27 protein-coding genes are annotated in these 23,221 nt (G+C 67.1%); 20 read left to right on the top strand and 7 right to left on the bottom strand.

What is annotated here, in order from left to right:
- The first annotated feature begins 155 nt into the window (after positions 1-155).
- Positions 156-587: a gamma-glutamylcyclotransferase family protein gene (locus FPV16_RS18840; protein WP_227439909.1), complete on the top strand. Its 432-nt coding sequence runs from the start codon at positions 156-158 to the stop codon at positions 585-587.
- Between the two features lie 88 nt (positions 588-675).
- On the opposite strand, the gene FPV16_RS18835 is transcribed toward FPV16_RS18840, so the two are convergent.
- On the bottom strand, positions 676-1,767 hold the full coding sequence (locus FPV16_RS18835; RefSeq protein WP_227439908.1) for a DUF4272 domain-containing protein: 1,092 nt from the start codon (positions 1,765-1,767) through the stop codon (positions 676-678).
- 261 nt (positions 1,768-2,028) lie between these two features.
- Between FPV16_RS18835 and FPV16_RS18830 the strand changes: the two genes are divergently transcribed.
- From FPV16_RS18830 to FPV16_RS18820, 3 genes are all read left to right on the top strand, one after another.
- Positions 2,029-2,343 (top strand): acylphosphatase, encoded by a 315-nt coding sequence (locus FPV16_RS18830; RefSeq protein WP_227439907.1) that lies wholly within the window; start codon positions 2,029-2,031, stop codon positions 2,341-2,343.
- Positions 2,344-2,512: 169 nt separating this feature from the next.
- Positions 2,513-3,250, top strand: a complete 738-nt coding sequence (locus FPV16_RS18825; RefSeq protein ID WP_227439906.1) for a DUF599 domain-containing protein — start codon at positions 2,513-2,515, stop codon at positions 3,248-3,250.
- The gene (locus FPV16_RS18820; RefSeq protein WP_227439905.1) at positions 3,247-3,543 is read left to right on the top strand and encodes a DUF3253 domain-containing protein; all 297 of its coding nucleotides are present in this window, start codon (positions 3,247-3,249) and stop codon (positions 3,541-3,543) included. The genes FPV16_RS18825 and FPV16_RS18820 overlap by 4 nt, the downstream gene beginning before the upstream one ends.
- Positions 3,544-3,564: 21 nt before the next feature.
- On the opposite strand, the gene FPV16_RS18815 is transcribed toward FPV16_RS18820, so the two are convergent.
- Genes FPV16_RS18815 through epmA form a run of 3 tightly spaced genes read right to left on the bottom strand, consistent with a single transcriptional unit; the run spans position 3,565 to position 6,582 of the window.
- Positions 3,565-4,377, bottom strand: a complete 813-nt coding sequence (locus FPV16_RS18815; RefSeq protein ID WP_227439904.1) for a YdcF family protein — start codon at positions 4,375-4,377, stop codon at positions 3,565-3,567.
- Between the two features lie 49 nt (positions 4,378-4,426).
- A complete protein-coding gene (locus FPV16_RS18810; protein ID WP_227439903.1) occupies positions 4,427-5,512 on the bottom strand; it encodes a lysine-2,3-aminomutase-like protein in 1,086 nt (361 codons plus the stop codon).
- Complete coding sequence (gene epmA / locus FPV16_RS18805) at positions 5,509-6,582, bottom strand: EF-P lysine aminoacylase EpmA (protein WP_227439902.1); 1,074 nt, start codon at positions 6,580-6,582, stop codon at positions 5,509-5,511. The genes FPV16_RS18810 and epmA overlap by 4 nt, the downstream gene beginning before the upstream one ends.
- A 160-nt stretch (positions 6,583-6,742) precedes the next feature.
- Here epmA and efp point away from each other — a divergent pair, with 160 nt between their 5' ends.
- Positions 6,743-7,309: an elongation factor P gene (gene efp, locus FPV16_RS18800; protein ID WP_027172877.1), complete on the top strand. Its 567-nt coding sequence runs from the start codon at positions 6,743-6,745 to the stop codon at positions 7,307-7,309.
- An 87-nt stretch (positions 7,310-7,396) separates the two neighbouring features.
- Here the strand turns inward: efp and FPV16_RS18795 are convergent, their stop codons facing one another.
- Positions 7,397-8,434 (bottom strand): heparan-alpha-glucosaminide N-acetyltransferase, encoded by a 1,038-nt coding sequence (locus FPV16_RS18795; protein WP_227439901.1) that lies wholly within the window; start codon positions 8,432-8,434, stop codon positions 7,397-7,399.
- A gap of 443 nt (positions 8,435-8,877) precedes the next feature.
- Here FPV16_RS18795 and FPV16_RS18790 point away from each other — a divergent pair, with 443 nt between their 5' ends.
- The 9 genes from FPV16_RS18790 (at position 8,878) to FPV16_RS18750 (ending at position 14,946) form a co-directional block, all read left to right on the top strand.
- Positions 8,878-9,495: a cold-shock protein gene (locus FPV16_RS18790; RefSeq protein ID WP_227439900.1), complete on the top strand. Its 618-nt coding sequence runs from the start codon at positions 8,878-8,880 to the stop codon at positions 9,493-9,495.
- Between the two features lie 12 nt (positions 9,496-9,507).
- Positions 9,508-9,993, top strand: coding sequence for a DUF192 domain-containing protein (locus FPV16_RS18785; protein WP_227439899.1), 486 nt, complete (start codon positions 9,508-9,510; stop codon positions 9,991-9,993).
- Positions 9,994-10,150: 157 nt separating this feature from the next.
- Positions 10,151-10,612 (top strand): hypothetical protein, encoded by a 462-nt coding sequence (locus FPV16_RS18780; RefSeq protein WP_227439898.1) that lies wholly within the window; start codon positions 10,151-10,153, stop codon positions 10,610-10,612.
- Positions 10,613-10,682: 70 nt separating this feature from the next.
- Entirely contained in the window at positions 10,683-11,582 is a 900-nt protein-coding gene (locus tag FPV16_RS18775; protein ID WP_227439897.1) for a dienelactone hydrolase family protein, read from the top strand.
- A 236-nt stretch (positions 11,583-11,818) separates the two neighbouring features.
- Positions 11,819-12,253: a response regulator gene (locus tag FPV16_RS18770; RefSeq protein ID WP_026176030.1), complete on the top strand. Its 435-nt coding sequence runs from the start codon at positions 11,819-11,821 to the stop codon at positions 12,251-12,253.
- 110 nt (positions 12,254-12,363) lie between these two features.
- Positions 12,364-12,573, top strand: coding sequence for a hypothetical protein (locus FPV16_RS18765; protein WP_227439896.1), 210 nt, complete (start codon positions 12,364-12,366; stop codon positions 12,571-12,573).
- A 158-nt stretch (positions 12,574-12,731) separates the two neighbouring features.
- Positions 12,732-13,913 (top strand): chlorophyllase/cutinase-like alpha/beta fold protein, encoded by a 1,182-nt coding sequence (locus tag FPV16_RS18760; RefSeq protein WP_227439895.1) that lies wholly within the window; start codon positions 12,732-12,734, stop codon positions 13,911-13,913.
- 113 nt (positions 13,914-14,026) lie between these two features.
- Positions 14,027-14,638 carry a glutathione S-transferase family protein gene (locus FPV16_RS18755; RefSeq protein WP_227439894.1) on the top strand — a complete coding sequence of 204 codons (612 nt, stop codon included), beginning with the start codon at positions 14,027-14,029 and terminating at the stop codon, positions 14,636-14,638.
- Between the two features lie 74 nt (positions 14,639-14,712).
- Positions 14,713-14,946, top strand: a complete 234-nt coding sequence (locus FPV16_RS18750; protein WP_227439893.1) for a hypothetical protein — start codon at positions 14,713-14,715, stop codon at positions 14,944-14,946.
- A gap of 37 nt (positions 14,947-14,983) precedes the next feature.
- On the opposite strand, the gene FPV16_RS18745 is transcribed toward FPV16_RS18750, so the two are convergent.
- Together FPV16_RS18745 and FPV16_RS18740 are read right to left on the bottom strand one after the other, a co-directional pair.
- A complete protein-coding gene (locus FPV16_RS18745; RefSeq protein ID WP_413629320.1) occupies positions 14,984-15,862 on the bottom strand; it encodes a MipA/OmpV family protein in 879 nt (292 codons plus the stop codon).
- Between the two features lie 130 nt (positions 15,863-15,992).
- A complete protein-coding gene (locus tag FPV16_RS18740; RefSeq protein WP_227439891.1) occupies positions 15,993-17,174 on the bottom strand; it encodes an amidinotransferase in 1,182 nt (393 codons plus the stop codon).
- Positions 17,175-17,386: 212 nt separating this feature from the next.
- Here FPV16_RS18740 and FPV16_RS18735 point away from each other — a divergent pair, with 212 nt between their 5' ends.
- The 6 genes from FPV16_RS18735 (at position 17,387) to hpnK (ending at position 23,061) form a co-directional block, all read left to right on the top strand.
- Positions 17,387-18,538, top strand: coding sequence for a lysylphosphatidylglycerol synthase domain-containing protein (locus FPV16_RS18735; RefSeq protein ID WP_227439890.1), 1,152 nt, complete (start codon positions 17,387-17,389; stop codon positions 18,536-18,538).
- Positions 18,529-19,152 (top strand): phospholipid-binding protein MlaC, encoded by a 624-nt coding sequence (locus tag FPV16_RS18730; RefSeq protein ID WP_227439889.1) that lies wholly within the window; start codon positions 18,529-18,531, stop codon positions 19,150-19,152. The genes FPV16_RS18735 and FPV16_RS18730 overlap by 10 nt, the downstream gene beginning before the upstream one ends.
- A 106-nt stretch (positions 19,153-19,258) precedes the next feature.
- On the top strand, positions 19,259-20,473 hold the full coding sequence (gene hpnI / locus FPV16_RS18725; protein WP_227439888.1) for a bacteriohopanetetrol glucosamine biosynthesis glycosyltransferase HpnI: 1,215 nt from the start codon (positions 19,259-19,261) through the stop codon (positions 20,471-20,473).
- Positions 20,474-20,531: 58 nt separating this feature from the next.
- Positions 20,532-21,965 carry a hopanoid biosynthesis associated radical SAM protein HpnJ gene (gene hpnJ / locus FPV16_RS18720; RefSeq protein ID WP_027172891.1) on the top strand — a complete coding sequence of 478 codons (1,434 nt, stop codon included), beginning with the start codon at positions 20,532-20,534 and terminating at the stop codon, positions 21,963-21,965.
- Between the two features lie 116 nt (positions 21,966-22,081).
- The gene (locus tag FPV16_RS26145; protein WP_264483930.1) at positions 22,082-22,210 is read left to right on the top strand and encodes a hypothetical protein; all 129 of its coding nucleotides are present in this window, start codon (positions 22,082-22,084) and stop codon (positions 22,208-22,210) included.
- A 2-nt stretch (positions 22,211-22,212) separates the two neighbouring features.
- Positions 22,213-23,061 carry a hopanoid biosynthesis-associated protein HpnK gene (gene hpnK, locus FPV16_RS18715; RefSeq protein WP_227439887.1) on the top strand — a complete coding sequence of 283 codons (849 nt, stop codon included), beginning with the start codon at positions 22,213-22,215 and terminating at the stop codon, positions 23,059-23,061.
- The last annotated feature ends 160 nt before the right edge of the window (positions 23,062-23,221 follow it).

Here is a 23,221-nt window from a genome sequence, read left to right as displayed (position 1 = left end):
GGTGGGCATCGTCTCACCCCGCCGGTTCGGGGGCTTGACGCATCCCTCGGCCGGACCAATCCGGGCTCCGCTGCAACTCCACCGTTCCGGGCCGGCGCATGGGAGAAGGAGCGCCCCGGACGCTCGGCAACTCCCATCCGGTCATCCACCAGCCCATGCCTCTCTACTTCTCCTACGGCGCCAACATGGATGCCGCCGCGATGGCGGCGCGCTGCCCCGGCTCGATCTGCCTCGGCACGGCCCGGCTGAACCGGCACCGCTTCATCATCATGCGGGAAGGCTATGCCTCGGTGGTACGGGCACCCGCATCCACCGTCTGGGGCGTCTTGTGGGATCTGGCGCTGGCCGACGTTCCGGCCCTCGACCGCTACGAGGGGGTCGCCGGGCGTCTCTACACCAAGGCCTACCAGCCGGTGACGACCTCGACCGGGGTGAAACGCGCCCTGATCTATCTCGGATGCAGTGCGGTTTCGGGCGCCCCGAGACCCGATTATCTTCAGCCGGTCCTGGCAGCCGCCGAAGCCGCGGCGCTCCCGCCCGCCTACATCGCGGAGATGCGCCGCTGGCTGCGGGCGTCACGCGGCTGAGGAGAGCCTCTACCAAGCCGCTGCCGTGGCGGACGATCCGCCCGTCGCGAAGCGGATCATCTCAAGACGCACGGGGCGCCGGCTTCCATCACGTCGGGGTGTCGATGTCGTCCCACGCGGTCTCGTGGCCGTTCTGAAACCCGGTGAGCCAATTCAGGGCGACATGGCGTTCCGCGACGACGTCGCCGTTGAGGCGCTCGAGGCGGTGATCCTTCTGCCGGGCCTGCCGCACGATCCAATGCTCCCGCCACGCGCGGTCGAGGGCGTCGAGGATCTCTCCGGCCGGCCGAAGACGCAAACCGGCGGACGCGTTCGGGTCGTTGGCGAGATGCGCGACGGACTGCCAGAGGGCGTCCACATCGATCAGCCGATCGCTGTCTGCAAGACGGGCGGGCTCGACGCCGAGAGCCCAGAACAGGGTGTTCGCCGCCTCGTAGCGCCACGTCATCGCGAAGGCATGCTCAGCCGCGACGGCTCGGACCTGACCCGTCTCGCGGGGCGTCAAGGCATCGAAGCCGACCGAATTGCAGGCCGGCTGCCCCGCTTCTGGCGGCTCCCCGCCGGTGCCGTGCGCCTGGCCGTGGGCGGCGACATACAGCAGAGCGAGGGCGCGCTGCAGCACGTCTTCCGGCCGTCGCAGGACGAGTTCGCTCTCCCCGATCGCGGGCGGCATGCTGGCCGGCGGCGTCAACTCCATCCCTTCCAGGCGGTCGAGGGTCCGCGCGCGGCGCGCGACCGCGTCGGGCGGATAGGGCAGGGTGGCCGCCGGGTCGGACTCTCCCTCGGCCGAGATGACGACCTTCCTGTCGGGCGCCCGCACGGATCCGTCCGGGAGGAACAGGACCGCATTGGCAGCGTTCGCCCAGGCCTCCACGTCGGGTAGATCAACGGTCACCACCTCGAAACTGGCATGGTTGCGGACTCGCTGCAGGTGACGCCAGAGATGGTAGCGGGCGGCCGTCATCCGGCCGTCGCCGCGTCCCATCACGTAGCCGATGAATCCTTCGAGATGCGGCGCGAGTTCGGGATCGGTCAGATCGCGCCGTCCGAACAGTTCATGCGGAAAGTCGAGGGATGGCAGATCGCGGACGGTGGCATAGGCATTGACGATGAGCGACTCCGCCGAGGCCGCCTCGGACTGCTCCCGGCTCCGCCCGAACAGCCGCCTCAGAATGTCCATCGTCACTCCTATCGAGTCGTCGCTCCGACCCCGACATCGCCGAGAGGAACCGGAACCCTCGCATCGCTGCGACTGCCCCATGACGCAGGCCGGATCACTCGCGTGCGTCGCCGACCCTTTTGCCCACCGCGATGCCGTCGATCGCGGACCCGGCGGGAGGTGCTCCGCTGAGGTCCTGCATCCATAATGTCCGGAATGAGACGATCGCAATGACATTTGCATATTGAGCCGCGCCTGGCTTCCAGTCACGAAACCACCCCAGTGTCGGCGCGCGAGCCTGAGAGGAACCTTCCCCTGGATACGATCAGAACCGTCGACGTGGTGATCCGAGGCCGGGTGCAGGGCGTCGGCTACCGGTACTGGACCTCGCACGAAGCGGAACGTCGCGGCCTGAACGGGCATGTCCGCAACCGGGCGGATGGCAGCGTGGAAGCCAGGTTCAGCGGACCGTCCGATGCCGTCGCCGCCATGATCGAGGCCTGCCGGCTGGGTCCCGCCGGTGCCGTCGTGTCCTCGGTCGAGGCGGTCGAGGCGGCCCATCCTCCCGATGCGGGATTTCGCATCCTGCGAGCCTGATCTCTCTCCGCCGTCGTCCGTGACAGCAGATTACCCCGATCCTTCACCGTCAGAGATTCGTTTCCCACGGATCGGGCCGATGCCCTATGGTCCGCACCGCAGGCGGAACGTCGCCGGACCGGTGAGACCGGGTTCCGGTCGGCCACATTCCGGGAAGCGATCCGAGCCCATGCAGCACCCGTTCACCCTCTCCGATTTCTCGCCGCTCGACATTGCCGGCCTCCTCTACTTCGTCACCGCCTGGGCCGGCTACGGCATTGCCGTGGCGCGGATGCGCGGGCGGCGCACGAGTCTGAGCCAGATCATGAACCGCCAGCGGGAGGAATGGTCGCGCCAGCTCACCGTCCGCGACAACCGGGTGGTCGACACCACGATCAACGCCTCCCTCCAGAACGGGACGGCGTTCTTCGCCTCGACCTCGCTGATCGCGCTCGGCGGCGTGCTGACCCTGTCCCGCTCCGGCGACGACGTGCTCACCCTGTTCGGCGCGCTGCCCTTCGGCGCCATCGCCACCCGCGTCACCTGGGAGATCAAGGTGGCGGGCCTCGCCATGGTCTTCGTCTACGCGTTCTTCAAATTCGCCTGGGCCTACCGCCTGTTCAATTACGGTGCGATCCTCATCGGCGCGGTGCCTCCCAAGGGCACAGGCGCCGCGAAAGCCGACATGGACCGCGCCGCCCGCCGAGCCGCCGCCATGAACATCGCCGCCGGCAGCCATTTCGCGAAAGGGCAGCGCGCCTTCCTCTTCGCATTGGCCTATCTCGGCTGGTTCGTGAATGCCTGGTTCCTGATCATCGCCACCACGGCCGTCATCTGTGTCATGTGGCGCCGGCAATTCACCTCCGATATCCGCGCCATCCTCCTCAACGAGGACGACGAGGCCAGCCTGCAGGACACCGAGTCATGAGCACAGAGCGCAAATCCGTGAGCGAGGAGGAGATCGGCGAATCGATCCTCCGCCTCGTCACCGAGCGGGGCGAAGGCAAGACCGTCTGCCCCTCGGAAGTCGCGCGTCATCTCGGCGGGCCGCACCCTGACGCTTGGAGCCCACTGATGCAGCCGGTCCGGCGCATGGCCGTGCGCCTCACCAAGGAGGGCCGCATCGCCATCCTGCGCAAGGGCAAGCCCGTGGCCGACCCGGACAACTTTCGGGGGATCTACCGCCTCGGAATGCCCGTCCCGGCCGCCGGGGAAGCCTGAACCCTCGTCGCCGCGAAGGGGTCAGGCGGAGGTCGCGGGCGGTGCCGGCAGCACCGCATCGGTGTAGCCGGCGAGCCGGTAGACGATCAGCCCGATCCATTCCTTGACCACGAGATCGAGGACCAGTAGCCCGTCCGACGCGAAGCTCTTGAACTTCCATGCGTCGCTCCATCCCACCGTGCGGTAATCGACGGGATAGGCCGTCACGTCGAAACCGGCCTGGCGGAAGCAGCCGATGGCGCGCGGCATGTGCCAGGCGGAGGTGACGAGGAGCCAGCGTTCGCCCGCCAAAGGCTTGACCAGATCGGCCGAGAAACGCGCGTTCTCATGGGTGTTGCGCGACCGGTCCTCCAGGATCAGCCGCGTGCGCGGCAGCCCCAGCGTATCGGCGAAGCGGCTGACGATCTCGGCCTCCGATGTTCCGTCGGTGCCGAGCAATCCGCTGCCCCCGGAGAAGAGGAGCCGGGCTTGCGGGTAGCGGCGCGCGAGATCCGCGAAGGCGATCTGGCGCTCGCCGGCATCGTTCACCGAGAGCTGGCCGCGCGCCAGCGTCGTCTGGGTCTCGACCGCGCCACCGAGCACGATCACGCCCGTGACCGGTGCGCCGTCATCCGCGAAGCGCGGAAAGCGGTTTTCGAGGGGCAGGGCGATCCAGGCGGAGAGAGGCAGGAGACCGCCGAGGAAGAGTCCGGCGAAGCCGAGGAGGGCCAGCCCGCGCCCGAGGCGCGGCGTCCAGCCGCCGAACATCAGGACGCAGCCGACGAGCCCGATCAGGATGAAGAAGTTCGACGGCGTGATCACGAAATAGATCAGTTTCGAGAGCGGAAAGAACATGTCTGGACCCTGAAGCCTCGTATCTGCCGGACGATTCCGCGTGTGGGGGTCAATTCCGGTCCGGCCTGTCCGCATCCGCCGGGTAGGGGTGCTCCCGCCCCTGCGGGTCGGTGACCCGCCAGCCGGATCCATCCGCTCCGAGATAGGACGGCCCCACCGGCACCTTGCCGTGGCCGCCCGGGATGTCGAGGACGTAGAGCGGCTGGGCGAGGCCGGACAGGCGCCCGCGCAGGCGCCCCATCAGATCGCGCCCCGCCGCCAATCCGGTGCGCAGGTGGCCGGTGCCGGGCGCGAGATCGCCGTGATGGAGATAGTAGGGCTTCACCCGGTTCTCGACGAAGCTCCGCATCAGGCTCGCGAGGGTCTCCGGGTCGTCGTTGATTCCGGCGAGCAGCACCGTCTGGCTCACCATTGGGATGCCGGCATCGACGAGCCGGGCGATGGCGGCTCGCGCGTCCGGCGTGAACTCGCGCGGATGATTGGCATGGAGTGCGACAAAGACCGCGCCGCCGAAGCGCTTCAGGGCCGCGACGAGATCGTCGTCCACTCGGGCGGGCTCGACCACCGGCACGCGGGTATGGATGCGCAGCACCTTGACGTGCGGGATGGCGGCAAGCGCCTCGGCGATCTGCCCGAGCCGACGGACCGAGAGCGCGAACGGGTCGCCGCCGGTGAGGATCACCTCCCAGATCTCCGGCCGGTCGGCGATGTAGGCGAAAGCGGCGGAAAGTTCGTCCTCTCCCAGCGTGCCGAGCCCGTCCGGCCCCACCACCTCGCGGCGGAAGCAGAAACGGCAATAGACCGGGCAGACATGGAGCGGCTTCAGCAACACCCGGTCGGGATAACGATGGACGAGCCCCGGCAGCGGCGAATGCGCCGCATCGCCGATCGGGTCCGAATCTTCCTCGGGGCGCGTCACCAGTTCCTCCGCGCGGGGCAGGAACTGGCGGGCGATGGGATCGGAGGGATCGGTGGGGTCGATCAGTTCGCCCATGTCCGGCGTCACCGCAACCGCGTAGCGCGCTGCCACCGCCTGCAGGGCCGGAAGGTCGGAGACCGGGACGAGCCCGGCCTCGGCGAGCTGCGCGGGGTTTCGCAGGGAGCGGGGAAGAGAACGGGGAAGCGGCCTGTTCACGCGCCGCCTCCCATCCCCGCCGGCGTCTCCGCCACGGGCGTCCAGATCACGTCGTCGATCCGCGGCGCACCCACCGCGAGCATGACCAGCCTGTCGAGGCCCAGCGCGATGCCGCTCGCCTCCGGCATGATGGCGAGGGCCGCGAGGAAATCCTCGTCGATCGGGTAGGTCTCGCCGTAGATCCGCGCCTTCTCCGCCATCTCGATCTCGAACCGGCGCCGCTGCTCGTGCGGATCGGTGAGTTCGCCGAAGGCGTTGGCGAGTTCGACGCCGCAGGCGTAAAGCTCGAACCGCTCTGCGACCCGGGGGTCGCGGGCACTGGGGCGGGCTAAAGCCGCCTCGCTGACGGGATATTCGTAGAGCAGGGTTGGACGCCCGTCGCCGAGCTTCGGCTCGATCAGGGCGACGAGGACGCGGCTGAACAGGTCGGCCCAGGAATCGTCTTCCGCCACCCGCAGGCCGCAGGCGGCCACCGCTGCGGCGAGACCGTCCCTGTCCGTGCCGCCGCCGGGCTCGATCGTCGCCAGGAGGTCGATGCCGGCATGGCGCTCGAACGCCTCGGCGAGGGTGAGGCGCTCGAAGGCCGCGAAGGGATCGGATTCCCGGCCGCGAAAGCAGAAGGAGCGGACCTTCGCCTCGTCGGCCGCCAGCGCCAGGATGTCGGCGCAGTCCCGCATCAGCACCTCGTAGTCCTCGCCGGCCCGGTACCATTCGAGCATGGTGAATTCCGGATGGTGCAAGGGGCCGCGCTCGCGGTTGCGGAACACCCGCGCCACGCTGAATAGCCGCGTCTCACCCGCCGCCAGCAGCTTCTTGCAGGCGAATTCCGGCGAGGTGTGGAGATAGAGCGGGGAGGCGGCTCCATCATGGGCGATGGCCGAGGTGGCGAAGGCCGAGAGATGGGCCTCGTTACCCGGCGAGACCTGGAGGGCGGCGGCTTCGACCTCGACGAAGTCGCGATCCGCGAAATGCTTGCGCAGGGCCGCGACGATGCGGTTTCGCGCAAAAAGGGCCGGGCGGCGGTCGGCATGGCGGTGCGGTGCCCACCAGGGCGAGGAAGAACCGGTCACGCTCGCGCGTCCCGTAGCCGGCACGTCAAATGCGCGTGCCGGCGCCGTGCTGCTGGCAACAGGCCGCCGGATAGGTTAGTGGCGGGGCACAGATGTCGCTCCCGTGGGCCGAATCCACGCCGGGGCATCGCATATATTGTCTCGAACAGGATCTGACCCCGTGAAGGTGATCGCCTCTACGCTCCGCAAGGGCAACGTCGTCGACAAGGACGGCAAGCTCTACGTCATCCTGACGGTGGAGAACATCCACCCCGGCAAGGGCACGCCCGTGACGCAGCTCGACATGCGCCGCATCACCGACGGGGTGAAGGTGTCCGAGCGCTACCGCACCACCGAATCAGTGGAACGCGCCTTCGTCGAGGACCGTGAGCACACCTTCCTGTACGAGGATGGTGAGGGCTACCACTTCATGAACCCAGAGAACTACGATCAAGTCGCGGTGCCCAAGGACGTCGTCGGCAGCGCCGCGCCCTACCTGCAGGAGGGCATGAAGGTGATGCTGGCCTCGCATAACGACGTGCCGCTCACGATCGAACTGCCCCAGCGCGTCACTCTCGAGATCACCGAGACCGAGCCGGCGATGAAGGGCCAGACGGCCTCCTCCTCCTACAAGCCGGCGATCCTGTCCAACGGCGTGCGCACCGCCGTGCCGCCGCACGTTGCAGTGGGCACCCGCGTGGTCATCCTGACGGAAGACGGCTCCTACGTGGAACGCGCCAAGGATTGAGGATCGAGGATCCTCGAGGCTCATATTTATCGAAAGTTTGGGCACCCGCTTCCCTCGTGAGGCGGGTGCCGTTCGTTCAAGGCGGTCCTACGGTGAAACAACCGGACCATCGGCCGTGTCGTAGCAGGATTGGGACAGAGCCTGGGCCTTCGCCCGCTCCTCCACATTGAAACTCCGCCCCTTGATCGCCCATAGATTCTCGCGCTGGAGGGCCTCGGCAACGCAGCGGGCGGCCACCCGACATGTCTGCGCATTGCCCCCGGTCGCCTCGCACTGCGTGCGGTAATCCTGACGGAAAGCGACGAGACCGGCCTTCGGATGTGGACCGGTCACGGTCACGACGCCCGTCAGCAGGGCGAGCAGAAGCGGCTGGTGCACGAGATACACCGCGAGGCTGTGGCGTCCGGCCAGGGCCAGCCCCCGCGAGACGAGCGAGCCCGGCCGCCATTGCGACAGTCCACTGCGCAGGAAGGCCGGCAGCCCGAGCCTTGCCAGCGCGAGCCCTAGGAGAACCAGCCCGAACCAGGGAAACAGCGGCACGTAATCGTTGGTGCGCGGCGGCAGCATGCCGAGGCCGAGGAAACTCAGGATCGGATCGTCGAAGACGGCGAGATGATAATCCGGGTTCGCCATCACGGCCGGCGCGGCCAGCACGACGATGCCGACTACCAGAGCCGCCACCGGCGACACCCGCAGGAACGGCACGGCGAGCACGCTCGATACGGCGATGCAGTGCAGGATGCCGAAGAAGATGTAGCTGTCCGGGAAGGCGTAGAGCGTCGCGGCCGTGATCAGGAGGGCGGCGATGCCGATCCGCGCGAGCCGCAGGAGGAACGCGCGGGGCCGGAGGCCATCCCGATTCATCAGGACGAGGCCGATGCCGACGAGCACCAGGAACGAGCCGGCGATGAGATGGGCCGCGACCTTGCCCAGGGGCGCCAGGGCGTAGTTCTCCGGCGTGAGCGCCAGATATCCGAGATCCCAGGTGGTGTGATAGGCGGCCATCGCCACGAGGGCGACGCCGCGTGCCGCATCGATGAGATCGAACCGCCGTGGCTGGCCGAACCGGGCGGCGGATGGTGGCGCTTCGGCACCCGTGTCGGGGCTCGCCGTGGAAGCGCTCATGCGTGCGGCCTCGAATGGGGGTGCCGTTCGGGCCGGTGCGAGGAGCGCGGGCGGGGCGAGGGCCCGACCCCGGAAAGGAAGGTCTGGATCATCCGCGTTGGCTATCGCCGGTCATGAGCTCGACGCAAGGGCACCGCCATCGTTGGATCGCCCGTTCGCTCCGGTGCGGTGAGGAAATGCAGGGCCTCTGCCGAACGTGACGGCGACCGATCGTGATCGGCCGGAACACGGTCCGGTCCTCGGCATGAAGAGATTACCGCACGAGCACGGGAGCAGAGTCAGCCCCGATGGCACGTCCCGGACGGTTTGTTGCGCCCCAGCCGATATGCTGAAGAATGTATCAATCGCCGCAGTCGATGTCGGTCAAACGGGCTTCCGCCGGGTTGCGACTTTGTTAATCTGTGGTGCGGATCGCGACGCGTGATTCGGTGTGGGTTGCTTACATGTCGGACGATGTCGGATCAGGCCCGCATGGGCTCCATGGCTCGGGAGACTCGGCCAACGGGCGCGGCACCGATCTCGCCGACGGAGAGGTGTTGCGCCCCCTCGACCTCGTCGAGGTTTCGGGACGCATCAAGTGGTTCGACGTCTCGAAGGGGTTCGGCTTCATCCTGCCGGACGATGGCTCCGCCGACGTGCTGGTTCACATCACCTGCCTTCGCCGCGATGGGCATCAGGCGGCGAGCGAGGGCGCACGGATCGTAGTGGAAGCCACCGAGCGCCCGCGGGGCTGGCAGGCCTTCCGGGTGATCTCCCTCGACCAGTCAACGGCGACGCACCCTTCCGAACTTCCCATGCCCCGCACCCATGTGAGCGTGACGGCGACGAGCGGCCTTGAGACGGCCGTGGTGAAGTGGTTCAACCGCCTGCGCGGGTTCGGATTCCTCAGCCGTGGCGACGGCTCTCCCGACATCTTCGTCCATATGGAGACGTTGCGTCGCTACGGAATCGCCGAACTGAAGCCCGGCGAGACCGTTCTCGTGCGATATGGCGACGGTTCGAAGGGCAAGATGGCGGCCGAGGTTCGGCTTCTGGACGGCGCGCTGCCTGCCTCCCACTGACGGAATGACCACGTGACACCGTTCCACGACCTTCGCTCGCTCGCGCCTCTGCGCGCGCTCCTGATCCTGGTCGCGATCCTGGCCGGTCTCGGCGCCGCCACGGCTCAGGAGGTCGCGGCGACGGAGCCTCTAGAGATTACCGGCAGGGGCGCCCGGCACAGTTTCTCCGTCGAGGTGATGCGCGACGACGAATCGCGCTCGCGCGGCCTGATGTTCCGCCGCTCAATGCCGCCCGAACACGGCATGCTGTTCGACTTTCAGAAGGTCGAACGTGTCGCCATGTGGATGAAGAACACCTACCTGCCCCTCGACATGCTCTTCATCAGGCCCGACGGAAGCATCGCCCGGGTTGCTACGAATACCGAGCCCTTGTCGACCAAGGTCATCCTATCGGGCGAACCGGTGCTGGCGGTGCTGGAACTCAATGCCGGCACGACGGCGAAGCTCGGCATCAAAGCGGGGGACCGGGTCGAGCATACGATGTTCGGCTCGCGCTGAACGCAGCGAATCGACCTTACTCGACCGCAGACCCGACGCGAACGCAGCGTGAACAAGCGTCTTGACGCCCGTTCCGTTTCCTACCAATGTTCCCTCATTGTTCCAACGGAGAGCGAGCTTGCGTCAGCTTGCTCCTCCACGATGGCAGGGGAACCGGATGATCGACCTCGAGGCTTCAGGCGACGATGTGGTCCTGTTCGAGAATGCCGATTGGCGCGTGATCGCGGATGGTCTGGAGCATCGCGAGACCGGATATTTCATCGCGCGCGACGGTCTGGGGCGGCGCTCCGAGACCGGTCTTTGGGAATGGCCGCTCCATCTCGCGGAGAAGAGCTGGTGCTCCCTACGCCCGTTCCGTGAGGCGTTCCTGGCAGCCGCCGATCTGTTCGACGTGGCGCGCGACGAGGCGCTGGCCCAATCCTTCGTCACCGGCTTCGGTCTCCGGATGGGGCAGGGCGGTCAGCCCGGCGGCGACGGTTTCACCAAGCTGGCGGAACTGGTGCGTCCGAAATCCATCACCCGCCGGCGGCCCGCCGCGACGGATAACCGTCCGTCCCCGCATCGCAATGGTGCCGGTCGGAAGGACGACGCCGAGATGCCGCGCGCGGCCCTGTCCTAACGTGACCTCTCCCGGTGACGCCCTAGTTCCCTGAAGACGCGTCGTACGGCGCCGGGCAGGAGAGCATCCCATGGACGATCACGGGACGGACAAGGACCAGCGGAGCACGGGCCTGGGCGGCCTCGACGGGCTCGTGGTCCCGCCCTTCTCGCGGCGGGGCTTCGTCATGACGAGCCTCATCGCCGGGTTCACCCTGGCCGAGGCGAATGCACAGGCGCAGGTGGTCACGACGGATTCGGCCGGTCTCGTTGCCGGCGAAATCAAGATTCCGGCGGCCGACGGGCCGATGCCGGGTTACCGGGCGATGCCCGAGGGAGCGGGTCCGTTTCCCCTGATTCTCGTCATCGAAGAGATCTTCGGGGTTCACGAATACATCAAGGACGTCTGCCGCCGTCTGGCCAAGGTCGGCTATTGCGCGGTCGCGCCCGAACTCTACGCGCGGCAGGGCGATCTCTCGACGATGACGGACGTGAAGGCGATCGTCCGCGACGTCATCCTGAAGACCCCGGACGCCCAGTGGATCGCGGATCTCGACGCCGCGGCATCCTGGGCCGTCGCCGACTCGAAGGCCGATGCGGAGCGGATCGGCACGATGGGATGGTGTCGGGGAGGTCGCGGGGCGTGGCTCTACGCGGCGCACAGACGCGACCTGAAGGCAGCGGTGGCCTGGTACGGGCCCCTTGGCGGCGACCGCACGGAGCTTCAGCCCAAAACGGCGGGGGACGTGGCGACCGATCTCCATGCACCGCTCCTCGCGATCTACGGCGGCGCCGATACGGGCATCCCCGTGGCCAGTGTCGAGGACGCCCGCGACCGGGCGAACGCCGCGGGGCGCAGTGTCGAGCTCGTCGTCTTCCCGGAGGCGCCGCACGGGTTTCACGCCGATTACCGGCCGAGCTATCGCAGGGACAGCGCCGAGCAGGGTTGGGCTCGCGCTCTGGCGTTCCTCAAAAGCCACGGGGTCGGGTAAATCGTACGGCAGTCCGCAGGTGCGAAGAATGGCTCAGCGGGGCGACCCGGCATCTCCCGCGAGGGCGTTCCCTCTGCTAGAATTGAGAAACCGGCACCTTGATCATGATTCCGCGGCAAAAACCCGTCGAAATTCATGATCCGAGCGCTGGATCGACACATTGACGGGCAGGACTACATAGCGTTGCTGAGCTGGCGGCCGATGCGGCCGCCAGCCCTGAAGAGCGTTCCGGACCCATGAGTGCTGTGAATCCATCGGGCGCGAAACCAGTGATCCTCGTCGTCGAGGACGAGCCCGACGAGCGATTTCTCGCGGCCGCCTTACTGGAAGAGACCGGCTTCAGCGTCATCGAGGCGGAGACCGCCGAGAGAGCCTTGGCGATCTTGAACGAGAAGGATGGCGCAGTGAGCGTCGTCTTCTCCGATGTGCGCACACCTGGACCCATCGGCGGTTTCGAGCTCGCCCGGATCATCGGCGTCACCTGGCCCCGTGTGCGGGTTCTGCTGACCTCCGGCGATGCTGGGGATCAGCCGAGCGACCTGCGGGTTTCCGCGACCTTCATCCCGAAGCCGTGGCGGGCGTCGGATATTCTGGCCTGGGTCGAGGAGGCGTCAGGCCGCACGCCCGAGCAAGGTCCCGGCATCGACAGGATCGGCGGCAATACCCCCTGATGGTGTTCGGCCCATAACCAAAATTATCCTAGTTTAAGAGGAAACTTCTTCGGCTCCAGCCGTTGGTCCATCAGTCCATGATCGATGGAACCCGGTTATACGAGCTTCGAATGAGCACCGCCGCTGCTATGACCATGGCCAATATCAGTCGATCCGGCCAATCGTATACGGTCTACTCGGAGTCGAGGATGATGCAGAAGGTCGGCGACAATCTGCGCACGCTCTACAGCGAGGTCATCGACCCTTCCATGCCGGAGGAACTGCTTCGCTTGGCGACGCTCGTCGATGACAGACGCAAGGCCGGTGCGGCATCGCGATAGGGCGGTGGTGCTCTTGTCGTGATCCGGATCGCACCATTGGTGCGGCCTGAATGACGCAATCGGTCAGGACTTGGCGGAAGACCGGGATCGCCTCGCTTTCATCGATCGAAACCTGATATTCCGGACGCGCCCCTCCGGATCGATCTGACGAGCCCGTCATGCGTTTGAAAGCCTGCCTCGTTCTCGGCGCGTCGCTCGTCGTCGCGTCGTTGTGCGAACCGGTCCTCGGCGCGACGCCGCCCAATCAGCCCGCCGAAGGCCCGGGCGGGGTCGGAGACCGCTCCGTTGCCATCGTGAAACGGGCGCTCGGGCGACCTAGTGCGGCAAGCTTCATCTTTCATGCGGCTGGCGTGGCTCCCGCGGAAGGGCGACCCGTCGTGGTGTTCCTCCACGCCTGGGGTTCGCCCAACCCGCAGCCTTATGGGGCATGGATCGATCACCTCGCCAGAGCCGGGTATCTCGTCGTGTTTCCACGCTTCCAAGAGGTCAACCGGACGCGGCCGGCCGATGCCACCGGCAATGCCGAGAAGCTGGTGAAGGCCGCCCTCGCGGACCTCGAGACCGACCCCGATGCCAAGCCCGACCTGAAGCGCGTCGCCCTCATCGGCCACCTCGCGGGCGCGCCGATCGCGGCCAACCTCGCGGCCGATGCCGAGGATGCGGGCCTGCCGGTGCCTCGCCTCGTCTTCGCGATCATGCCGGGCGGGATCGCAAGCGATGCCAAATCCAGGGGCGTCGTATTGCGCGACCTGTCGAAGATCGCGCCCGAAACCCTAGTCATCACCGTCATCGGCGATCGGGATGCCCGCGCCGCCGACCTTGCCGCCAGGCGCCTCCTGCGCGAGGCGAGTGCCGTGGCACCCGAGCGCAAGCTGTTCGTCCGCGCACTCTCCGACGATCACGGGTTCCCTTCGCTCACGGCGACATTGACCTCGCCGGGCGCCGTGGACACCGCCTATGACGGCGGTGCGATCAAGCTCCCGCCGGAGCCCCCGAAGGACCCGAAGCAGCCGCCCGCCCCGTTCAAATGGTCGGCCGATATGTCGTTGACGGGTGAACAGACGACGCTGCTGGCGCAACTCAACAATTCCCGCGCGGACAGTCTCGACTATCTCGCCTACTGGAAGACGTTCGATCTGGCCGCGGCCGCGGCGTTCGGCGGGGATCCGACGAGTCTCAAGGCCAACCCACGCTTCAGCGACATGGAGCGCTGGAGCGACGGATGGCCGGTGAAACGTCTCGCCGTGGAAACACCACGACCCGCCCGGGTGGCTGCGCCGGTGGCCCCGGCCCCTGCCTCCGTCGCACAACCGAAGCCGAAGCCCGCACGCCGGCCCTGATCTCGGTACCGTCGAGCACGATCGTGAGGTCGCCGGGGCTTGCCTTCGCGGCGGCTTTTGCCGAAAGCGGGCTGGCACCCCTCATACCGACGATCCGAGCCCGGAAGGTCCCGATGAAGCTGTTCCATTCGCACTTCTCGCCCTTCGCGCGGAAGGTCATGGCCTCCGCTCATGTCCTGGGCATCGTCGACCGGATCGAATTGCTGCCGAGCGCCGCGCATCCGGTGAAGCGTGATGGCACCATCCTCGCCCATCACCCAATGGCGCAGGTGCCGACCCTCCTCGACGACGAGGGCCATGCCTTGGCCGACAGCCGGGTGATCTGCGAATATCTCGATGCCCGCGCCGGGGGAGGGCTGTTCCCCCCGGCCGGCCCCGCCCGCTGGGCGGCGCTCAATGAGCAATCCATCGCCGACGCCATTCTCGATGCGGCCCTGCTGATCCGCTACGAACTCACGGCCCGCGACGCCTCCGAACGCTCGGTCGCCTGGATGGACGGCCAGGAGGCCAAGATCCGGAGCGCACTGGCGGCCCTCGACGATCAGGCGGGAGGCTTCGCGGACCGGGTCGATATCGGGACGATCAGCATCGCCTGCGCCCTCGGATATCTCGATCTGCGCTTCACCGAGCTCGGCTGGAAGCGGGAGCATCCAGATCTGGCGGCCTGGTTCACGAGCTTTGCCGCCCACCCCGCCATGGAGGCGACGAAGCTGCCGGCGGCCTGAACCGGAGATCGGTCGTCGGAAAAGGCTGGCGCGCGCCTTGCTAGTTCGAAATCCGGTTCTCCGGAGGTCGTGCCATGCCCGATTTCGTCGCCGCCCTGATCACCGCCGCCGCCTTCTGCGCCGGGCTCATCCTGCTCAATGTCCTGACGCGCTGGGCGATCCAGGCACAGATCGCACCGGCAGACCTCGCCGAGAACGGGTTGCTGCAATACGGGCTCGCCATCGCCCTCGCCGGATTCATATGGCGACGGGCCCTCGCGACGCCGCCGGTCCCGGGCGGACGAGTCCGGACCCGTGTCGCCGGGTGAAACAGCGGCCCGAACAGCCCGTGTCGGACGTTGGTCCCTAGAACCAGGGCTGCGTGGTGAAGCTGTAATTCACCTTCACGCCGAATGTGTACTGGTTCTGCGATCCGAACTGGCGGCGTACCAGCGGGCTGTCGGCAGATGAACCGACGATGCGGTTGTAGCCGACATATCCCGTCGCAGCCCACCGCTCGTCGAACGTGTAGGTCGCAGCGCCCAATGCGCCCACCGTGACATAGCTGTCGGGCCGGAACGGGGTCAGCGTCCCGTTGAGGGCCGCCTCGAACGGCTGAACGCCGAAATAGCGCCGGGCGAAGCTGGCATCGCCGAAGTTGAAGCGCGGGCCCACCGAGACCTGCCAGCGGTCGAAGGGCTGGATCACGTCCGCGCCGAGGGAGCCAACGAAGCCGTGATGCCCGAAGATCCCATGGCGCAGCTCCGCTCGGCCGCGCAGCCACGGCGTCGGGTAATATTCGACGAAGACACCCGGCTCGATCGCGAATCGGGCATCCCGGAGACCGAACAGGTCACGCCGGTTATCGCCGTAATAGCGGCCGGGAACATATTCCGCCGTCAGACCGGCATTGAAGAGCGGCGAATCGTAGAGCGAGAAGCTGATCCCGTCATCGGGCGACGAGAAGCGGCGCGGCGTACCGGCCTTGGCGATGCTGATCGACGGGTAGCCGATGGCGGTATACTCGCTCGACCCCGGAAAGCTCGGCGTCGCCTGCACCGTCGCCGTCACCGTCACGACCCAGAGGTTCTCGTCGAGGGCGAGGAAGGTCGGTGGCCGCTGAATCTCCATGAGATCGGCCGCTCCAGCAGTACCCGCCGCCATCAGCGAGCCCGCGAGTGCCAGGGCCGGAAAGGCGGCAAGCCGCGTCCTTCGAGCAGGGCGCGAGGATGAGTTGAGAAACATCGTGTCCATGACCGACGTCATAGACACGATTCCCTAACGCATCACGACAAACCCGACGTGACGATAGACCTATGTTGGCACCGCCGGAAAGACGCTTCGGCGCGACAGGCGCGCCGAAGCGATTCGCAGGCTAGAAGTAGGACTTCAACGCACCGCGCCGGCGCACATCGAGGGTCGCGCAGTGGAACGAGCCGCCGAACGGCCCGTAGGACAGGAACGGCGCCGGGATCGGATCGAAGCCCCAATCCTTCAGGGCCTTGATCAAGGTCGGCTGGCTCGCATCGACGACGATCTTCTTTTCGTCGATGGCGAGCACGTTGATCGAGGTCCACGGCGAGCACATCGAGATCTTGCTCATGAAGCCCTCCACCGGGTCGGGGCGGGGCGCGATCAGCACGTCCCACTTCTTCAGCACGGCCGGGAGCTTCTCGACGTCGATATAGTCCGGGTTCACCAGCACCTTGCCCGGCGCCAGCGGCATGAAGGACGAGTCGATATGCATCGGCTGCGGGCAGCGGCTCTCGATTTCGTGGATACGGAAACCCGAGCCGAGATGGCGGCGCAGCCATTCGATGCCCATGAGGTTGGTCACGTTGGAGCGGGTGACGAAGAGGTCGCGGCCGCAGCGGACGAAATCGGCTGCGTCGAAGACCGGCTCGAACTCGTTGACCGTGAACTGCATCGGCTCGCCGGCCTTCAGGTTCGGCACGCGATAATCGTAATTGTAGAGCTCGTCCGTCAATTGCGGCCGGGGCGCCGAGGTCCAGCGCGCACCGTTACGAAAATATTCCTTGAACAGCGAGCGGTAGGCGTCGCCCTCGAAATAGCGCGAGCGCCAGCACATCGGGCTCTCGATGATCTCGTCGCCGATGACGAGGTAGGGGTCGCGCGGGCAGGCGACGCAGAAGCCGCGGGATGACCAGCGCGGTGCGTTGTACTTGCGCGAGAAGTCCACCGTATCGGGACGGCGCACCTTCACGCCCTCGCCGGCGAGGATCGTGATGAAGTTGTCGAGCTCGGCCTGGGCCAGCTTCTTCATGAACTTCGGATAGCGGAAACCCGCGGCGAACCGATAGAACGGCTGCGCGGCGCGCGGCAGGTTGAAGATCACCGTGAGGTGGTGGGAGGGGATGGTCGCGCCGTCGAGGCTGCCGACGATGACCTCCTCCAGAGGGTCCCACTCGTTCCATGCCATGACCGGCGATTTCGGGGCGGGGGTGCCGCGATAGGGAGCCGAGCTGGTGTCGTAAGCATCGATCTGCGCGTCGGCGAGCACGGCATCCCCGGCCGTGGTGAAAGCTTCGCGGTCCATCATTCGTCCCTTGGTCGCGCCTTTGATGCGGCTGTTTCTTCGAGGCTCACGCCCCATCGCCGCTTTGGCCCGCACTGTGTCTATCGGGTGATAGACAACGAAATCCAAAGCTGCAACTTCCGATGATGCCAACGTTTTCCGGAAGGTTTTTCGTCCGGAGGGTCGGTGAATTTCTCTAAAAAATCGTCCGCGCCGACGGTCGAAGGGGGATCATGAAGCGTCTGACGACATTGGCCCTCATCGTCGGCCTCTGCACGGTTGCAGGCCTGTTCTTGTCATCGGGACTGGATGACGTCGGCGCCGCGGTGGTGAGCGCCGGCTGGGGCGCCGCCATCGTCGTGGTGGTCCGCGCCGTCGCGGTGGGCTGGGCCGGCCTCGGCTGGTTCGCCGTGTTCCCGCGGGCCGGACGCCCGAGCCTGTGGGACTGCGTCTCCCTGCGCTTCGTCCGCGAGGGCATCAACACGCTCCTTCCCGTGGCCCAGGTCGGCGGCGACTTCGTCGGCGCGCGGCTCCTGGCTCAGCGCGGCGTGACGGGTGGCCTTGCCGGCGCCAGCATGTTCGTCGACCTGATGACGCAGGCCGTCACCCAGTTCCTCTTCACGGTCGGCGGCGTCGCCCTCCTCGCCTGGCTGCATGGCGACGGTCCGGTGGTGCGCACCGTCGCCGGCGGTCTCGCCATCGCCGCGCCGGCCCTCGGCGCCTTCTTCCTGATCCAGCGCCGCAGTGGTCACCGGGTCATCCAGGCCATGCTGAACCGCTTCGCCGCCGCCCGCGAATGGCGGGCCCTGGGCGCGGTCGACGTGCTCTACGACGGCCTGCGCAGACTTTATTCCTCGCCCAAGCGGGTCATCGGCGCCATGGGCGTGCACCTGATCGGCTGGATCATCGGCGCGGCCGAGGTCTACGTGGCCCTGCATTTCATGGGCTATCCGGTGACCGTGGCCGAAGCCATCGTCATCGAGAGTCTGGCCCAGGCGGTCCGCGGCGCCGCCTTCGCGGTGCCCGGGGCGCTTGGCGCCCAGGAAGGCGGCCTCATCGCTCTCTGCGCGATCTTCGACATTCCCGCCGAGGCCGCCCTGGCGCTGTCCCTGGTGAAGCGTCTGGCCGATCTCATGGTCGGCGTGCCCGGTCTGGTGGCCTGGCACTTCATGGAAGGCAAGACGGACGCACCGGACACGGAAGACCGAACGTCTCCGGACCCGGTATCGGTGGAGCCGGGGATATCGAAGGCCGGAGGCGACATCGCCCGGGCGGTGAGCCTGGACGCCCTGCCGGTATCGCGGGTGCCCGCCAATCTCGTGGGAAACCACACCGTGTTGCGGTCGATGGAGAGCGATATGGGGACGCTGCGGAAATGCGCGTGAGCGGCTTCGCATCGGGGCTCGCCGCCTCGACCCTCCTCGCCGTTACCCTCCTGTCGGGAACGGCCGTCCGCGCCGCCGAGGATGCCGCGGTGCAGACCGTGCGCGGGCTCTATGCGAGCTTCGAGGGCGCGCTCAAGGCGCCCGAGGCCGACGTGAAGAGCCGCGCGCTCGTCATCGGCCCGGTCCTCGACCAGAGCATGGACTTTGCCACCATGGCGCGGGTCGCCGTGGGCGGGAAGTGGAAGGGCTTCACGCCCGAGCAGCAGGGCGCGCTGACGGAAGCCTTCAAACAGTATTTCACCGCAACCTATGCCACCCGCCTGTCCCAGGCCGCCGGCGGCAAGTTCGACGTCAAGCCCGAGAGCGAGGCGCGCGGACAGAACCGCGTGGTCCAGACCGAGGTCGCCAATGCGGAGGGCGACGCCTCGCAGATCGATTACCTCGTCGGCTCGGGCAACCGGATCCAGGACGTCTACCTCAACGGCAACGTCAGCGAGATCGCCGCCATGCGTGGCAGCTTCGCCGATCCGCTGAAGGGCGGCGGCGCGGACAGCCTGCTGAAATTCCTTCGCGACCGGACGGCGGCGATGCTCGCCGCCAAACCAAAGCCTTAGACACAGGCCAGACGCCCCTCGCCGGGCCTGGCCCAGCGATCCCACCCGTGCGGTCTCCCCGACCCTGCGGCATCCTCATCCAAACCGTTACCGAGCTTCGCCCATCATGGACTTCACCTTGACGGATCTGCCTTCGGCGAGCCTGAGCTGGCTCTCGCTCGTGTTCCAGCTCATGGCCCTGGCCGGCTGCCTCTACGGGTTGACGGCTGCCTTCCTGGCGGGCCGTTACGCACGCCGCCCCGTCCCGGTCATGGCGGCGAACGCCGCGCGTCCCTCGGTGACCATCCTGAAGCCGCTTTGCGGCATGGAACCCAATCTCTACGAGAACCTCGAAACCTTCGTCCGTCAGGATTACGCCGGACCGGTCCAGGTGGTGTTCGGCGTCCAGAACGCCACGGATCCGGCGATCGCCGTGGTGCGCCGCCTGACCGAGGCCTATCCGGCCCTCAGGCTCGATCTCGTCATCGATGCGCGCCAGCACGGTTCGAACCGCAAGGTCTCCAACCTCATCAACATGTCGGCCCAGATCGCCCACGACGTGATCGTGCTGGCCGACAGCGACATGGTGGCGAGGCCCGACTACCTCGAACGGATCGTCGCCGAGCTCGGGCAGCCAGGCGTGAACGGCGTCACCTGCCTCTATCATGGCGTGCCGGCCCATCGCGGAATCTGGGCCCATCTCTCGGCGCTGGCCATCGACGTGCAGTTCCTGCCCAACGTGGTGATGGGCACCTCGCTCGGCCTCGCCAAGCCCTGCTTTGGCTCCACCATCGCGTTCACCGCCACCTCGCTCGCCGAGATGGGTGGCTTCGAAGCCTTCCGCGACGATCTCGCCGACGATTACGCCGTGGGCGAGGCCCTGCGCGCCAAGGGCGGCCTCGTGGCGATCCCGACCTTCACCATCGGGCATACCTGCGTCGACACCGATCTCGCCGGCCTGTGGAAGCACGAGCTGCGCTGGAACCGGACCATCCGCAACGTCGATCCGGCCGGTTATGCCGGCTCCATCGTCACCCACGCCTTCCCGCTGGCCCTCATTGGCGCCCTGATCCCCGGCGCCGATACGAGCGGCCTCGTGGTTGCGGCGCTGGCGCTCGCCTGCCGCATCATCCTCTGCGTCCGCCTGGAGCGCGCCTTCGGCCTCGCTCCGCACCCCTACTGGCTGTTGCCGATTCGCGACATCCTCTCCTTCATGAACTTCTCCTGGAGCTTCGTCTCGGGGGCGGTGACATGGAAAGGTCACGATTATCGGGTGGTTGCAGATGGCACACTGATCCCCGAGCGAAGCCTCGGCCACGATGCTGGTGCATCCTCGCTCTGATCTTCGCTTTTAGCGTCCCGTCCGCCCTTTTTCCTTTCTCGCTGAGGCCTTGAACCCCATGCGCACGCTTTTCCTCCAGGCTCCCACCTTCGACGGTTTCGACGGCGGCGCGGGCTCCCGCTACCAGGCCAAGCGCGAGATCAAGTCATTCTGGTACCCGACCTGGCTGGCCCAGCCGGCGGCCCTGGTGCCGAACTCGAAGCTGATCGACGCGCCCCCGCACAACATCAAGCTCGCCGAGATCGTGGCCCAGGCCCATGATTTCGACCTCGTGGTGCTTCACACCTCGGTGCCCTCGTTCAAGTCCGACGTGAAGACCGTCGAGGCGCTCAAGGCCGCCAACCCCAAGCTCATCGCCGGGCTCATCGGCGCCAAGGTCGCGGTCGACGCGGCCGGCGCCATGGCCCAGGCCCCCTGCATCGATTTTTGTGCCCGCAACGAGTTCGACTTCACCGTCAAGGAAGTCGCCGACGGCACCCCGATGTCCGAGATCAAGGGCCTGTCCTACCGGGACGCCAACGGTGTCGTGATCCACAACGTGGACCGCGAGATCATGACCGACATGGACCAGCTTCCGTTCGTCACGAGCGTCTACAAGCGCGATCTCCAGATGGAGAAGTACTTCATCGGGTACCTGAAGCACCCCTACATCTCGTTCTATTCCGGCCGTGGCTGCAAGAGCCGCTGCACCTTCTGCCTCTGGCCCCAGACGGTGGGCGGTCACACCTACCGCACCCGCTCGGTCGCGCATGTGATCGAGGAGATCAAGTACTGCCTGAAGGAGTTCCCGCAGACGAAGGAGTTCTTCTTCGACGACGACACCTTCACCGACAACCTGCCGCGCGCCGAGGAGATCGCCCGCGAACTCGGCAAGCTCGGCGTCACCTGGTCGTGCAACGCCAAGGCGAACGTTCCGCGCGATACCCTGAAGGTGCTCAAGGAGAACGGCCTGCGCCTGCTCCTCGTCGGCTATGAATCCGGCAACCAGCAGATCCTCAACAACATCAAGAAGGGCATGCGCGTCGAGGTGGCCGAGCGGTTCACCAAGGATTGCCACGACCTCGGCATCGCCATCCACGGCACCTTCATCGTCGGCCTGCCCGGCGAAACCCGTGAGACGATCCAAGAGACGATCGCCTTCGCCAAGCGCATCAACCCGCATACGATCCAGGCATCGCTGGCAGCCCCCTATCCGGGCACCTTCCTCTACAAGCAGGCCGTGGAGAACGGCTGGCTCGACATCGCGAACGCCGAACTCGTCGACGAGAACGGCGTGCAGATCGCGCCGCTCCACTACCCGCACCTGTCGCATTCGGAGATCTTCGCGGCGGTGGAGGAGTTCTACCGGAAGTTCTATTTCCGCGCCCCGAAGATCGCCTCCATCGTCTCCGAGATGGTCCGCTCGCCCGACATGATGAAGCGCCGCCTGCGCGAGGGCGTGGAGTTCTACCGCTTCCTCAAGGAGCGCCAGGGCACCGCCAAGGCCGCCTGAACGTCCGTTTGCAGGGACACATGACGGCCGGGCTCGCTGCCCGGCCGTTTTTGTTTGCAGACCGCCCTTCGCTCCCGGGCCAATTCGGCCCGGCTGCTGAAGGACAATACGGACTCATGAACCGGCGCCTGGTCCAGGTGCTCTCGACGTCGGGCGGCGAGGGCGGAGCGACCCTGGTGCTCGGCAGCAAAGCCGTTGCCGCATGGACGCCCGGTGGCGGCGCGGCTTACCCCAACGAGGACTGAGCGTGGCCATTAAGAAACGCCTGATCGTCACCGCCGATGATTTCGGCTTGAGCCTGGCGGTCAACGAGGCGGTGGAGCAGGCCCATCGCGAGGGCATCCTCACAGCCGCCAGCCTGATGGTGGGCGCGCCCGCCGCCGCGGATGCGGTCGCTCGCGCCGGACGCCTGCCGTCCCTGCGGGTCGGCCTCCACCTCGTCCTAGTGGAGGCGTGGCCGACCCTGCCTGCCGCCGACCTGCCCGACCTCGTCGGACCGGATGGCCTCATCCGCAGCGACATGGGCCGCCTCGGGCTCGACCTCGCCGTGAAGCCATCGGCGCGCCGTCAGCTCTCGGCGGAAATCACGGCGCAGTTCGAGGCGTACAAGGCGACGGGCCTCCCCCTCGACCATGTCAACGCCCATAAGCATTTCCACGTCCATCCGCTTATCGCCGGCCGCGTCCTGGCGATCGGCCGCGGCTACGGCATGCAAGCGATCCGAGTGCCGCGCGAGCCTCGCGCCGTGCTGCGCGCCGCCGAGCCGGGGGCCAATCCAAAACCGGCCCTCGACATTGCCCCCTGGGCCGGCCTGCTCGCCGTTCGAGCCCGTCAGGCGGGCCTGCTGATCCCGGATCGCACGTTGGGGCTTGCGTGGTCCGGCGCGATGACGCCGCGGCGCGTCGCGGGGCTCCTGCGCCACCTGCCCGACGGCCTGACCGAGCTCTACACCCATCCCGCCACCGGGGGCGGCTTTCCGGGCGAGGCGCCGGGCTATGCTTATGCGGCCGAGTGCGATGCCCTGATCGCGCCGGAGACGATCGCGGCCCTGGCGGAATCCGGGGCGGTGAGGGGCGGGTTTTCGGACTTCTCTTAGTCCAGGCCTCGATGTGCCTGCCTCATCGAGACCTGCCCGCGCGACGGCGCGGCGGCGGTCGTCCGCCGGACCTCACTGATCCTGATCTATGGGTCAGGATCAGTGAGACTTGGTATCAGGCGCCCGGCTCCAACCGCCGCAGGCGCCGACGACCCAATCT

The organism is Methylobacterium sp. W2 (genome assembly GCF_020662345.1).
Lineage (GTDB): Bacteria > Pseudomonadota > Alphaproteobacteria > Rhizobiales > Beijerinckiaceae > Methylobacterium.
This window is presented reverse-complemented; position numbering and strand designations above follow the sequence as displayed.